This is a genomic window from Janthinobacterium tructae (genome assembly GCF_006517255.1).
Classification (GTDB): Bacteria; Pseudomonadota; Gammaproteobacteria; order Burkholderiales; family Burkholderiaceae_D; genus Janthinobacterium; species Janthinobacterium tructae.
In genome coordinates, this window is the sequence record NZ_CP041185.1 from 1848836 (window position 1) to 1862440 (window position 13605).

The window sequence follows — 13605 nt, forward strand, 5'->3', positions numbered from 1 at the left end:
GAAGCATAGTGGAAAATGGGCGCGCTGGCTGCTACATACTTGATACAAGACAATATTTATTTCTCTACTGTGGTGCGTGTTGTACAGAAAACAAAAAAAATGGCCTGGCGCCCTGCTTTGGTGCAAAAAAACGCCGCGCGCCACTATTGGCTGCGCAGTTGATAGTCGTATAAGATGAGCAACAAGCAAACAACAGGCAGACCATGGCATATCCTATCGAACACAAACTGGTGATCGGGGTCGCTTCCAGCGCCCTGTTCGACCTGGCCGAATCGCACCAGGTCTACCTCGACAACGGCCCCGAGGAATACCGCAAGTACCAGGAAACGCATATCGACACGGTCTTGCCGCGCGGCGTGGCCTTTCCCTTCATCCGCCGCTTCCTGAACATCAACAAACACTATCCGCGCCAGTCGCCAGTGGAAGTGGTGCTGTTTTCGCGCAATTCGCCGGAAACGGGTTTGCGCGTGATGCACTCGATCGCCCACTACGGCCTGGATATTTCGCGCGCCGCCTTCATGACGGGCAAGTCGCCCTACCCCTACCTGCCGGCCTTCAACGCCTCGCTCTTCCTCAGCGCGAATGAAGGCGACGTGCGCAGCGCGCTGGCCTGCAACTATCCGGCCGGCCTGGTGCTGCCATCGCGCACGGAAGACGACGAGAACGACGAAGAACTGCGCGTGGCCTTCGATTTCGACGGCGTGATCGCCGACGACGAAGCGGAAACCGTCTTCAAGCGCAACAATGACGTCGATGAATTCCACGCCCATGAAACCCTGAACGTGGGCACGCCGCACCGCCCCGGCCCGCTGGCCGACCTGTTCCAGAAGCTGGCCACCATGCAGCGCCTGGAAGAAAAGGCGCAGCGGCGCGACCCCGGCTACAAGAAGATCCTGCGCATCGCCATCATCACGGCGCGCAATGCGCCCTCGCACGAGCGCGTCGTGACGACCCTGAAAAGCTGGGGCGTGGCGGCCGACGAGACGTTTTTCCTCGGTGGCATGGACAAGTCGCGCGTGCTGGCCGTGTTCAAGCCGCATATCTTCTTCGACGACCAGCTGAGCCATTTGAAGTCAGCCGGCGGCACAATACCGATGGTGCATGTGCCTTTCGGTATCGCGAATATGCGCGCGGGCGATGGTCTATAATCGTGCCTGCTGGCGCCTTCATGAAGGGCGCCGCACGCAATACAGCCTTTCCTGTCAACTGCCTCTGCCACTAGTGTCATCGCCTGCATGTCCTTAGACTTAACAAAAGCCCTCCCCAAGCCCGGCAACCGCTACGCGCTGCCCGCCCTGTATGGTTCATCCGACGCCTATGCCCTGGCGCTGGCCGCTTTGGCCTTGAAAGCGCGGGGCCAGATGCTGGCCGTGGTGGTGGCGCAGGCCAGCGACGGCCAGCGCCTGCTCGATGAAATCCCGTGGTTTGGCGGCAAGGAACTGCGCTGCCATCTGCTGCCGGACTGGGAAACCCTGCCCTACGACGCCTTTTCGCCGCACCAGGACCTGGTCTCCGAACGCCTGGCCACCCTGCACGAAATCCAGACGCGCCAGTGCGACGTGCTGATCGTGCCGGCCACCACGGCGCTGGTGCGCCTGGCGCCGCCGTCGTTCCTCGCTGCCTACACCTTCTTCTTCAAGAAGGGCGAAAAGCTCGACGAAGCGCGCCTGAAGTCGCAGCTGACCCTGGCCGGCTACAGCCATGTCTCGCAAGTGATGTCGCCCGGCGAATACTCGGTGCGCGGCGGCCTGCTCGACCTGTTCCCCATGGGTTCGGCCCTGCCCTACCGCCTGGACCTGTTCGGCGACACCATCGAGACCATCCGCACGTTCGACGCCGATACCCAGCGCTCGCTCTACCCCGTGCACGAAGTGCGGCTGCTGCCGGGGCGCGAATTTCCCATGGACGAAGCGGCGCGCACCACCTTCCGCAACCGCTGGCGCGAACAGTTCGAGGGCGACCCGTCGCGCTCGGTGGTCTACAAGGACATCAGCAGCGGCATCGCTTCGGCCGGTATCGAATACTATCTGCCCCTGTTCTTCGAGCAGACGGCCACCCTGTTCGACTACCTGCCGCCCGACGCTTCTCTGGCCCTGGTGGGCGAGATCGACGCTGCCATCGGGCGCTTCTGGACCGATACCCAGTCGCGCTACCGCTTTTTGAAGGCCGACCGCGAGCGGCCGATCCTGCCGCCCGAATCGCTGTTCCTGTCCGACGAGCAGTTCTTCGGCCTGGCCAAGCCCTACCCGCGCCTGGCGATTGCGAAATCGAACGACGCGCTGGCCTCCGAACTGTCGGCGCCCGTGCCGAACATCGCCGTCAACCGCCGCGCCGACGACCCGCTGGCCAACCTGCGCAGCTATCTGCTGCAAGCGGGCCGCCGCGTGATGATCTGCGCCGAATCGAACGGCCGCCGCGAAACCTTGCAGCAGTACTTCACCGAATACGATCTGCACCTGACGCCGGTGGAAGGCAGCGACGGTTTTCTGCAGTCCGACGCCAAACTGATGCTGGGCGTGGCGCCGCTGCATGCGGGCTTCGAGCTGTTCACGCCGGACGGCAATCTGGCCTTCATCACCGAGACGGAACTGTATGCCGGTTCCGGCCGCAGGGTCGGCACCAAGAAGCAGGAAGGCGTGACGCAGGTCGAGTCGATGGTGCGCGACCTGTCGGAGCTGAAAATCGGCGACCCCGTGGTGCACATCAACCACGGCATCGGGCGCTACATGGGCCTGACCAGCATGGACCTGGGCGAAGGCGAGACGGAATTTTTGCACCTCGAGTACGCCAAGGACACCAAGCTGTACGTGCCAGTGTCACAGCTGCATGTGATCTCGCGCTATTCGGGCGCTTCGCCGGAAGACGCGCCGCTGCACTCGCTCGGCTCGGGCCAGTGGGAAAAGGCGAAAAAACGCGCGGCCGAACAGGTGCGCGACACGGCCGCCGAGCTGCTCAACCTGTATGCGCGCCGCGCGCTGCGCCAGGGCCACTCGTTCGAATTCTCGTCACACGACTACCAGCGCTTCGCCGACAGCTTCGGCTTCGACGAGACGCCGGACCAGGCCGAGGCCATCCGCAACGTCATCAAGGACATGACCTCGGGCAAACCGATGGACCGCCTGGTGTGCGGCGACGTCGGCTTCGGCAAGACGGAAGTGGCGCTGCGCGCGGCTTTTATTGCCGTGATGGGCGGCAAGCAGGTGGCGATCCTGGCGCCCACCACCCTGCTGGCCGAGCAGCATGCGCAAACCTTCGCCGACCGCTTCGCCGACTGGCCCGTGCGCATCGCCGAATTGTCGCGCTTCCGCAGCGGCAAGGAGATCACGCAGGCGTTCAAGGGCATGGCCGACGGCACCATCGACATCGTCATCGGCACGCATAAACTGCTGTCGGACGACGTGAAGTTTACCCGTTTGGGCCTGGTCATCATCGACGAGGAACACAGGTTCGGCGTGCGCCAGAAGGAAGCCCTGAAAGCCTTGCGCGCGGAAGTGGACGTGCTGACCCTGACGGCTACGCCGATCCCGCGCACCCTGGGCATGGCGCTGGAAGGCTTGCGCGACTTTTCCATCATCGCCACGGCGCCGCAAAAGCGCCTGGCCATCAAAACGTTCGTGCGCAGCGAAGGCGAGGCGATCATCCGCGAAGCGTGTCTGCGCGAACTCAAACGCGGCGGCCAGATCTACTTCCTGCACAACGAGGTGGAAACCATCCAGAACCGCCTGGCCATGCTGACGGAACTGCTGCCCGAGGCGCGCATCGCCGTGGCGCACGGCCAGATGCACGAGCGCGACCTGGAAAAGGTCATGCGCGACTTCGTCGCCCAGCGTTTCAACATTTTGCTGTGCACGACCATCATCGAAACGGGCATCGACGTGCCGACGGCGAACACCATCATCATGCACCGCGCCGACAAGTTCGGCCTGGCGCAGCTGCACCAGCTGCGCGGCCGCGTGGGCCGTTCGCATCACCAGGCCTACGCCTACCTGCTGGTGCACGACGTGCAGGGCCTGACCAAACTGGCGCAGCGCCGCCTGGACGCCATCCAGCAGATGGAAGAACTGGGCAGCGGCTTTTACCTGGCCATGCACGACCTGGAAATCCGCGGTGCCGGCGAAGTGCTGGGCGAGAACCAGTCGGGCGAGATGACGGAAATCGGCTTCCAGCTGTATTCGGACATGCTGCACGAAGCCGTGCGCTCGCTGAAAGCCGGCAAGGAGCCGGACCTGGCCGCGCCGCTGGCCTCGACGACGGAAATCAATCTGCACGTGCCGGCCCTGCTGCCAGCCGATTTTTGCGGCGACGTGCATGAACGCCTGTCGATCTACAAGCGCCTGGCCAATTGCGCCACGCCAGAGAAGATCGACGATATCCAGGAAGAGCTGATCGACCGCTTCGGCAAGCTGCCCGACCCCGTGAAAGCGCTGATCGAGACGCATCGCCTGCGCATCGCGGCGAAAACCGTGGGCATCGTCAAGATCGATGTGCATGGCGAGGCGGCCACCTTGCAATTCATGGCCAAGCCCCCCATCGACCCGATGCGCATCATCGACTTGATCCAGAAGAACCGCCATATCAAGCTGCATGGCCAGGACAAGCTGAAAATTACGGCCGCCATGCCCGACCTGGCCGCGCGCGTGACGCAGATCAAGACCACCATCAAGCAATTGACGGTGTAGACCATTTCGACCATTTATGCAGGATAGCCCCATGACCAACACGACTTCCATCACCATGAACCTGATCCTGCAGGGCCTGGACGGCGATAGCGCCCGGCTCGAACGCATCGCCGCCCTGGCCGCGCCCACCTCCATCACGCGCCTGGGGCCGAACGCCGTGCGCTGCGAGCAGATCGCCTATTCGCCCGCGCTGCGGCCCACCATCGAAGTGGCGGCCCAGGCGGCGCAGCTGGACGCCACTTACATGATGGGCCAGCGCGAACTGCGTGAATTCAAGCTCGTGGCGATGGACATGGATTCGACCCTGATCACCATCGAGTGCATCGATGAAATCGCCGACATGCAGGGCCTCAAACCGCAAGTGGCGGCCATCACGGAAGCGGCCATGCGCGGCGAGCTCGATTTCGCGGCCAGCCTGAAGCAGCGCGTGGCCCTGCTCGAAGGCCTGGACGCATCGGCGCTGCAGCGCGTCTACGACGAGCGCCTGAAGCTGTCGCCGGGCGCGGAAACCATGCTGGCGGCCGTGCAAAAGGCCGGCTTGAAAACCCTGCTGGTGTCGGGCGGCTTTACTTTCTTTACGGAACGTCTGAAGCAACGCCTGGGCCTCGACTACACGCACGCCAACGAACTGGAAATCGTCGATGGCAAGCTGACGGGCAAAGTGTTAGGGGGCATCGTCGACGCCGAGGAAAAGCAGCGCACGGTCGAGCGCGTGTGCGCGCAGATGGGCATAACGCCAGCGCAAGCCATCGTCATGGGCGACGGCGCCAACGACTTGAAAATGATGGGCATCGCCGGCCTGTCGGTCGCCTTCCGCGCCAAGCCGGTGGTACGCTCGCAAGCCGATGTGGCGCTGAACTTTGTGGGGCTCGATGGCTTGCTCAACGTATTGAGCTGAGTTGGCGCCTGGCGGCGCGCGCACGATGGCATATTTTTGCTATATTGCAAACTTGTGACTACCAAGCTTGCCCATCGTGAAAGAACACCGCATGCCGCCACCGCTGCCAGAAGAGATACAACGCCACCTGGACTTGTTTGTCGCCGCTGCGCAAACGGCCTTCGGGGATGACCTTGCCGCCGCCGTGCTGTTCGGCTCGGCCGCCGATGGGCAGGTACGTGCCACCTCCGACGTCAACCTGCTGTTGCTGCTCAAGCGCTTTACGCCGCAGACGGCAGATGCGCTGCGCGGGTCCTTGCGCCTGGCGCACGCCGCCATCGATTTGCAGGTCATGTTCCTGCTCGAGCGCGAATTGACGCAGGCCGCCGACGCCTTCGCCGTCAAGTTCGCCGACATCATCGCGCGCCATCGAGTACTGCTGGGCAATGATCCTTTCGCCAGCCTGCACACCAGCCGCGACGCCATGCTGCGCCGGCTGCGGCAAGTGCTGCTGAACCAGCAGGTGCGCATGCGCGAACGGTACATGCTATTGAGCCTGAATGAAGAACAGCTGGCCGGCGCCATCGCCGACGCGGCCGCTCCCCTGCGTGCGGCCGCGGCCTCGCTGGCGCAGCTGGAGGGCAAGCCCGCGCAGTCCGGCAAGCAGGCGCTCGAAGCGTTTGTCGAGCAGCTGGGCGAACCGGCCCTGCACGCGGCCCTGCAAGCCATGTCGACGGCGCGCGAAACGGCTCGCCTGGCGCCGGGGCAGGCCATGCCCGCCTTCACCAGCCTGATGGCCATTACCGAACGCCTGCGCGAACACGCGGAGCAGATGCAGTGAACGGCGTCAATCCGTTCGACTGGAGCGGTCCCTGGTTCCTGCTGGCCTACCTGATCTTCGGCCTGCTCGTGTACTACCTCGCGCGCGAGCTGCTGATCCGCCAGGAATTGCGCAATCCACATGCCCAGCTGTCACTCGCCGATGACCCGTACCGCATCGCCTTCCTGCGCGGCGGCGCGCTCGAAGCCGTGAAGATCGCCGCCATCGTGCTGGTCGACCGCGGCTTGCTGCGCGCCGATGGCCCGCTGCTGGAAACGGCCAGCGCCGACAGTCTGCGCTTCGCCAGCCATGACATCGAACGCGACGTGCTGCGGCTGTACCTGGGCCGCCAGGGCCACAGCAAGGAACTGGCCGCGCAGGCCGACATGCTGCCATCGTGCCGCGCCTACCAGGACTCCTTGACCCAGCAGGAATTACTGGTCGGCCCGCCGCTGCTGCGCCGGCGCGAACGCATCACCTGGCCCGCGCACTATTTGCTGCTGACGGTGGCCGCCGTCAAGGCCGTCATCGCCATCAGCCGCCAGCACTACAACTTGCTGTTCCTGGCGCTGCTGCTGGCGATCTTCCTGCTCATGCTGCGCGGCTTGCGCACCCAGGCGAGCAGCTGGAGCGCGCAGCGGCTGCTGACCGACCTGCGCATGCTGTTTGGCCGGCTGAACCAGCGCGCAGCGCGCCTGCAGGCGGGCAGCAGCAGCGCCGACATGGCCCTGCTGGCCGCCATCTTCGGCCTCGGCGCCCTGCCCCTGTCCGTGTACGCATATGTTGGCGAGCTGTACCCGGTGCCCCGGCACAGCAGCGACTCCTCGTCCGGTGGCACGGGCGACTCGTCATCGGGCGGCGGTGATGGCGGCGGCGATGGCGGCGGCAGCGGCTGTGGCGGTTGCGGCGGTGGCGGCGGCTGTGGCAGTTAGCCAGGAAACCGTGCGCGACCGCGTCGGCCTGGGCTGGCGCGGCGAACTGGCTACCGGCATCCTGTCCAACCTGGCGCGGATTGACGTGCTGGAAGTGATCGCCGACGACTATTACCACGCCCCGCGCGCCGACATCGCCGCCCTGTGCAGCCTGGCGCGCCAGGTGCCGGTGAGCCTGCACGGCGTGGGCATGGGGCTGGCCTCGACGATTCCCGCCGACCCGCGCCGCCTGCATGCGATGGCGCGCCTGATGAAGACGGTACAGGCGGAGTCGTGGTCAGAGCATATGAGTTTCGTGCGCGCCGGCGGCGTGGAAATCGGCCACCTGGCGGCGCCACCGCGCACGCCGCTCAGCGCCGCCGGCGCGATCGCCAATATCGCGCTGGCCACGCGCATCGTCGGCAGCGCGCCGCTGATGGAAAACATCGCCACTTTGATCGACCCGCCGGCCAGCACCCTGGACGAAGCCGAGTGGCTGGCGCAGATTCTCCACGGCGCGCACGTGCCGCTGCTGCTGGACCTGCACAACCTGTATGCGAATGCCGTCAATTTTGGGGCAGCGCCGGAGCAATTGCTGCTGCGCCTGCCCCTGGACAGGGTCGGCGCCGTGCACCTGAGTGGCGGCCACTGGATAGCCGCGCCGGGCGGCGGCCAGCGCTTGCTGGACGACCATCTGCACGACGTGCCGCCCGCCGTCTTCGCTTTACTGACCCAGCTGGCGCGCCATGCGCCGCAGCCCCTGACGGTGATCGTCGAACGCGACGGCAATTACCCGTCGTTCGAGCATGTGCTGGGCCAGCTGGAGCTGGCGCGCGCGGCCTTGCGCGCGGGGCGAGACGCATGAGTTCTCCCGCACTGGAAACCTATCTGGCAAGGCTGTACACGGACGACGCCCTGCGTGCCGCCTTCCTGCTCGAACCCCGGGCGCAAGCCTTGCTGCATGGCTTGTCGCAGCAGGAAGCGGAGGCGATGGCGGCGATGGATCGCGTCGGCCTGCAGATGGCGGCGGCCAGCTATCGCGCCAAGCGCGCCGCGCACGGTGGCAGGGCGAAGCCAGCGCAGCGCTGGTGGCGCCGGCTGCTGGCTGCCTGGACCTGACAGCCTACAGCTGCCACAGCCGCAACGGCAGCAAGCCCCACCAGGCCAGCACCAGCAGCAGTTGCAAGGCCGCCAGCAAGGCGACCCAATCCCATTTCGCCCACGAGCCCGCCTCGGCAGCCGTGCCACGGCTGCGCCAGCAGCGCGCCAGGCCGAACGCCATGGCCAGCGGCAACGCGCCCGTGACCAGCGCCAGCAGCACGCTGGCCACGCTGACGTCGCCCAGGCGCAGGTAAGACTGAAAATACAACAACGGCAGGGGCAAGAGCAGCGACAGCAGCGACAGCAGGGGCGCGAACAGATGGTCGCCCCGCCCCAGGCGGTGCAGCGCGGCGCGCCAGACAGCCACCACCAGCACATACAGCAAGCCCGCCATGCCCAGCGCCAGGCTGCCCCACAAGACCAGCATGCGCAGTATCGACACCCGCTCATAGCTGCGCAAGCCGTCGCTGAGGATATGCTTGCCATCGTCTTGCAGCAGCACGTGCGACGGCGTGCTGCGGTCGCTGGCGCGGAACAGCAGGCCGCCCACCGGTTCCAGTTCCTTCGGCTCGCCCTGGAACGGGATCAGGAACAGCGACTCGCCATCCCATTTCAGGCGCGTAAAGCCGAAGACGGCATCGACCCAGGCCATGCTGGCCATGGGGCTGGGTGACGGCACATACACGCCCTGCCAGTTTTCCACCGTGGGCGCGGGCGTGCCCTGCGGCGCTGGCGCGCGCAGCGGCAGTTCCAGGTCACGCAGCAGCAGGCGGTTGAAGCGTTCATAGTCGGCTGCTTCCGCATCCGTATTGAAGGCGACGAAGAAGGCGCTGTCCTGCTCCGGATAGATGCACAGCATGGCGCGAAAACCCACGGCCGTACCAGGGTGGCAGGCGCCGACCACGTTGTGGCGGTCGCGCACGGCAAGGGCCAGGCCGTGCCCCGTTGCCAGGCCCGCCTGCGCCGCATCCGTGCCGGCCGGCTCGGACAAGGCGCCCATCAGCGCCGGGTCGATGAAGCGCTTGCCCTGCAGCTTGCCGTCGCCCATCAGGAACTGCGCCAGCTTGCCCATGTCGGCCGCCGTGGTGGTAAATTGCGCGGCCGGACGCAGGTACTGCGGCACGGCCGCTTGCGCCGCACCATGCTCGAAGTGGCCCATGGCCAGGCGCGGATCAGCCTGCGCGCCCGTCTGCGTGACGAAAGTAAACGTGCTGTCCGCCATGCCCAGCGGCTGCAGCAGCTGCGCATCGAGGTAGCGTTCATAGGGCTGGCCCGTGACCTTCTCGATCACCATGCCCAGCAAGCCATAGCCCATGTTCGAATACGCATAGCGGCTGCCGGGCCGCGCGCGCACGCGCAGCAGGCTGCGGCCGCCATCAAAGGCGGCGGCCAGCGGCGTCTGCGGCGCCGGATTCAGGCTGAACGCCTGCCAGAAGCGCACGTTATCGAGGCCGGACGTATGCGCCAGCAGGTGGCGGATGCGCACGGGGTCGCTGGCCTGCCACGGGTTGTTCAGCGCCAGTGCCGGCAGCACCTGCTGCACGGGCGTGTCGAGCGTGAGCCGGTCTTCGCTGACCAGACGCAAGACGCCCAGCGCCAGCGCCACCTTGCCCACGGAGCCCACTTGCACGCGCGTGTCGGCCTGCATGGGTAGGTGCTTGGCGGCATCGCGCTGGCCCGACGCGCCGACTTTGACTGTGCCATCGGGCAAGACTTCGCTCCAGACGGCGCCCGCCAGGCCCTCTTCCTTCAAGCCAGCGGCAAACTCCGCCTCCAGGGTGGGGCCGGCGGCATGGGCCGCCGTGGCGCACAGCAACAAGGCCGGCACGGCGTGCCGCAGCCATGACCTGGCGCGCGCGGCCAAGGTGGGATGTGAATCTGCTTTCAACAATGTGTTCCGCCTTTTTCCATGGATTGCGCTCCCGTTCAACAGAGCTTGTTACAATAAAAACCTGAACAAACAATCAAGCAGGAGCCTGCATGTCACAAGATATTATTTTAGATACCCCACTCCGGCAGACCAAGAACCTGGCCTGGTGGTTGTACCTGATACATGGCGCCAGCTTTGTGTTTTCGCTGGGCGCGTTTTCCTTCATTCCGCTCATCATCAATTATGTGAAGCGGGACGAGGCGGCCGGGACCTTCGTGTACAGCCATCACAGCTGGATGATCCGTTCCTTCTGGTGGTATGTGGCCTGGATCGTCGTCGGCGCCGTGCTGTGGATTACCATCATCGGCATTCCGCTGGCGTTCGTCGTGTGGGGCGTGGCCTGGCTGTGGAAAGCCTACCGCTTGCTGCGCGGCTTCCTCGACCTGAACAACAACACCCCCGTCCCCATGTAAAAAGTGCTTCGCGGCAAGCCAACGGCTTGCCGCTGCCTACATCGCCGCGAACGCCCGTTCGATATCGGCGATCAAGTCCTGCGGATCTTCCAGCCCCACGTTCAGACGCACCAGCTGGCCCGGCAACTGCCAGCCCTTGCGCATGGCGGCGATGCGGTACGGCATCACCAGGCTGTTCGCGCCGCCCCAGCTGTAGCCTATCTTGAACAATTGCAAGGCATCGACGAAACGGTCCGTCTGCTGCTCCGTGTAGCGGGCATCGAACAGCACGGAAAACAAGCCGCCCGCGCCCGTGAAATCGCGCTGCCAGATGGCGTGACCGGGGCAATCGGCGAAAGCCGGATGCAGCACGGTGGCGATCTCGCTTCTTGCCTTGAGCCAGGCGGCCACCGTGCGCGCGCCCGCATCGTGCGCGTCGAAGCGCAGCTTCATGGTGGGCAAGCCGCGCAGCACCAAGTAGGCGTCATCGGCGCCCACGCCCATGCCAAGGCGCATATGCGCCAGCGCCAGGCGCTCGTGCAGCGCCCTGTCCCGCGTGATCAGGGCGCCCATCAGCACGTCCGAGCCGCCCGACTGGTATTTCGTCAGCGCCTGCATGATGATGTCCACGCCCAGGTCGAAGCCGCGCAGGGCCAGGCCGGCCGACCAGGTGTTGTCCAGAGCCACCAGCACGCCGCGCGCGTGCGCGGCCGCGCAGATGGCGGGCAAGTCCGGCACTTCCATGCTCACGGAACCCGGCGCTTCAGTCCAGATCAGCTTGGTATTCTCCTGGATCAGGGCGGCGATGCCGGCGCCGATCAGCGGGTCGTAATAGCGGGCCGTGATGCCGAAATCCTGCGCCAGCCAGCGTCCCAGTTCACGGTTCGGGTTGTAGATGTTTTCCGGCAATAAAACGTCATCGCCCGTTTTCAGCAGCGCAAAATCCGCCATGGCGATGGCCGCCAGGCCCGACGGCGCCAGCAGGCAGTACTTGCCCCCTTCGATCTCGGCCAGCCGCGCTTCCAGCGTGAACGTGGTGGGAGTGCCGTGCAAGCCGTAGGTATAGGCATTCTTCTCTTTCCAGTCGCCCGAACGCATGGCCGCCACGTCCTTGAACAACACGGTCGATGCGTGATGGATGGCGTTGGGAAAGGCGGCAAAGCCTTGCGGCGCCTGGTAATCGCTGTGGATCAGCGCGGTTTGCGGAGATTTTGGTGTGGTCATGGCGTTGTCGGCAAAAAAAAGGCGGGCCAGCAATTGCTGGTCCGCCTTGATTGTAAGGGCTTATGCCCTTGCCTGCCGTACGTATGACAGAGTGTTACACCTGCGAAAAATTCTTATTCTGCGGCGCCCCACAGGTCGTGCGCGTCCGCTGAAGTAATTTTTACGTCAACGAACTGGCCGACGGCCAGCTTGCGGTGCGGCTCGAACGGCGGTTTTACGTACACGACGCCATCGATTTCCGGCGCGTCGGCGGACGAGCGGCCCACGCCGCCGGAGCGGGTGACTTCATCGATCAGCACGCGCACGGTCTTGCCGACCTTGGCTTGCAGGCGTTTCTTGGAAATTTCTTCCTGCAGCAGCATCACGCGGCCACGGCGCTCTTCGCGCAGCTCTTCCGGCACGGGATTTTCGATCGCATTGGCCGTCGCGCCTTCGACGGGCGAATAGGCGAAGCAGCCCAGACGGTCGATCTGCGCTTCCTTGAGGAAGTCCAGCAAGTACTCGAATTCCGCTTCCGTTTCGCCCGGGAAACCGGCGATGAAGGTCGAGCGTATCGTCAGATCCGGGTTGATGGCGCGCCAGGCCTGGATGCGGTCGAGGTTTTTCTCGCCGCTGGCCGGGCGCTTCATGCGTTTGAGCACGTCCGGATGCGCGTGCTGCATCGGAATGTCGAGGTATGGCAGGATGTGGCCGCCGCTCATCATCGGGATGATCTGGTCCACGTGCGGGTACGGATACACGTAGTGCAAGCGCACCCAGGCGCCGTAGGTCTTGGCCAGTTCGCCCAGCGCTTCCGTCAGCTGCGTCATGTGCGTTTTCACGGGACGGCCATTCCAGAAGCCGGAACGGAATTTCACATCCACGCCATACGCCGAGGTATCTTGCGAAATGACCAGCAATTCCTTGACGCCGGCCTTGAACAGGTTTTCCGCTTCAATCATCAGTTCGCCGATCGGGCGCGAGACCAGGTCGCCGCGCATCGATGGGATGATGCAGAAACTGCAACGGTGGTTACAGCCTTCGGAAATTTTCAGGTAGGCATAATGCTTCGGCGTCAGCTTGATGCCTTGCGGCGGCACCAGGTCGAGGAAGGGCGCGTGCGGCTTCGGCAGGTGAAAATGGACGGAATCCATCACTTCGGACAGCGCGTGCGGACCGGTAACGGCCAGCACTTTCGGGTGCACCTTCATGATGATGTCGTCGCCGGCAGCATCTTTCTTGGCGCCCAGGCAGCCGGTCACGATGACTTTGCCGTTTTCAGCCAGCGCTTCGCCGATGGCGTCGAGCGACTCTTGCACGGCAGCGTCGATAAAACCGCAGGTATTGACGATCACCAGATCGGCGCCAGCGTAGGATTTCGCCGTTTCGTAGCCTTCGGCGCGCAGTTGGGTCAGGATTTGTTCGGAGTCGACCAGCGCTTTCGGGCAGCCGAGCGAGACAAAGCCCACTTTCGGCGCCGCACCTGGCATGGCCAGCATGGCCTCGGGCTGGGCGGAAGGAACGGGAATACGGTGAATTTCAGACATAGTTGGCAGCTAGTAAAATGGTGAGGCGAATCGGCTATTGTACCCCGAGCCGCCCCTTGCTGTCAGCGACAGTTCCTTTTGCTGGCGCATCTGCAACGTTACCACCCCAGCTTTGTTCCGGCCGCTGCCATCGTGGCGGGGGCCG

Annotated in this window: 11 protein-coding genes; 8 read left to right on the forward strand and 3 right to left on the reverse strand. The window is 64.6% G+C overall.

Features of this window, described 5'->3' with window-relative positions:
- Positions 1-203: 203 nt before the first annotated feature.
- From FJQ89_RS08100 to FJQ89_RS08130, 7 genes are all read left to right on the forward strand, one after another.
- Positions 204-1148, forward strand: coding sequence for a 5'-nucleotidase (locus FJQ89_RS08100; RefSeq protein WP_141169803.1), 945 nt, complete (start codon positions 204-206; stop codon positions 1146-1148).
- An 87-nt stretch (positions 1149-1235) separates the two neighbouring features.
- Positions 1236-4679: a transcription-repair coupling factor gene (mfd, locus tag FJQ89_RS08105; protein WP_141169804.1), complete on the forward strand. Its 3444-nt coding sequence runs from the start codon at positions 1236-1238 to the stop codon at positions 4677-4679.
- A 55-nt stretch (positions 4680-4734) separates the two neighbouring features.
- Entirely contained in the window at positions 4735-5577 is an 843-nt protein-coding gene (gene serB / locus FJQ89_RS08110; protein ID WP_141172686.1) for a phosphoserine phosphatase SerB, read from the forward strand.
- Between the two features lie 91 nt (positions 5578-5668).
- Positions 5669-6397, forward strand: coding sequence for a nucleotidyltransferase domain-containing protein (locus FJQ89_RS08115; RefSeq protein ID WP_141169805.1), 729 nt, complete (start codon positions 5669-5671; stop codon positions 6395-6397).
- Positions 6394-7308, forward strand: coding sequence for a TIGR04222 domain-containing membrane protein (locus FJQ89_RS08120; protein WP_141169806.1), 915 nt, complete (start codon positions 6394-6396; stop codon positions 7306-7308). Before FJQ89_RS08115 ends, FJQ89_RS08120 begins: the two co-directional genes overlap by 4 nt.
- Positions 7298-8152 carry an MbnB/TglH/ChrH family RiPP precursor modification enzyme gene (locus tag FJQ89_RS08125; RefSeq protein ID WP_168208400.1) on the forward strand — a complete coding sequence of 285 codons (855 nt, stop codon included), beginning with the start codon at positions 7298-7300 and terminating at the stop codon, positions 8150-8152. The genes FJQ89_RS08120 and FJQ89_RS08125 overlap by 11 nt, the downstream gene beginning before the upstream one ends.
- Positions 8149-8406 (forward strand): hypothetical protein, encoded by a 258-nt coding sequence (locus FJQ89_RS08130; RefSeq protein WP_141169808.1) that lies wholly within the window; start codon positions 8149-8151, stop codon positions 8404-8406. Before FJQ89_RS08125 ends, FJQ89_RS08130 begins: the two co-directional genes overlap by 4 nt.
- A gap of 4 nt (positions 8407-8410) precedes the next feature.
- Here the strand turns inward: FJQ89_RS08130 and FJQ89_RS08135 are convergent, their stop codons facing one another.
- Positions 8411-10276, reverse strand: a complete 1866-nt coding sequence (locus FJQ89_RS08135; protein WP_168208401.1) for a serine hydrolase domain-containing protein — start codon at positions 10274-10276, stop codon at positions 8411-8413.
- A 92-nt stretch (positions 10277-10368) separates the two neighbouring features.
- Here FJQ89_RS08135 and FJQ89_RS08140 point away from each other — a divergent pair, with 92 nt between their 5' ends.
- A complete protein-coding gene (locus FJQ89_RS08140; protein WP_099763407.1) occupies positions 10369-10731 on the forward strand; it encodes a DUF4870 family protein in 363 nt (120 codons plus the stop codon).
- 36 nt (positions 10732-10767) lie between these two features.
- On the opposite strand, the gene FJQ89_RS08145 is transcribed toward FJQ89_RS08140, so the two are convergent.
- Complete coding sequence (locus FJQ89_RS08145) at positions 10768-11934, reverse strand: cystathionine beta-lyase (protein WP_141169810.1); 1167 nt, start codon at positions 11932-11934, stop codon at positions 10768-10770.
- A 113-nt stretch (positions 11935-12047) separates the two neighbouring features.
- Positions 12048-13403, reverse strand: coding sequence for a 30S ribosomal protein S12 methylthiotransferase RimO (gene rimO / locus FJQ89_RS08150; RefSeq protein WP_141172687.1), 1356 nt, complete (start codon positions 13401-13403; stop codon positions 12048-12050).
- Between the last annotated feature and the right edge of the window lie 202 nt (positions 13404-13605).

Excerpts from the sequence above, each read along its gene's own strand:
- FJQ89_RS08100 (WP_141169803.1), top strand. The coding sequence starts at position 204 with ATGGCATATCCTATCGAACACAAACTGGTGATCGGGGTCGCTTCCAGC.
- mfd (WP_141169804.1), top strand. The coding sequence starts at position 1,236 with ATGTCCTTAGACTTAACAAAAGCCCTCCCCAAGCCCGGCAACCGCTAC.
- serB (WP_141172686.1), top strand. The coding sequence starts at position 4,735 with ATGAACCTGATCCTGCAGGGCCTGGACGGCGATAGCGCCCGGCTCGAA.
- FJQ89_RS08115 (WP_141169805.1), top strand. The coding sequence starts at position 5,669 with ATGCCGCCACCGCTGCCAGAAGAGATACAACGCCACCTGGACTTGTTT.
- FJQ89_RS08130 (WP_141169808.1), top strand. The coding sequence starts at position 8,149 with ATGAGTTCTCCCGCACTGGAAACCTATCTGGCAAGGCTGTACACGGAC.
- FJQ89_RS08140 (WP_099763407.1), top strand. The coding sequence starts at position 10,369 with ATGTCACAAGATATTATTTTAGATACCCCACTCCGGCAGACCAAGAAC.
- FJQ89_RS08145 (WP_141169810.1), bottom strand. The coding sequence starts at position 11,934 with ATGACCACACCAAAATCTCCGCAAACCGCGCTGATCCACAGCGATTAC.
- rimO (WP_141172687.1), bottom strand. The coding sequence starts at position 13,403 with ATGCCAGGTGCGGCGCCGAAAGTGGGCTTTGTCTCGCTCGGCTGCCCG.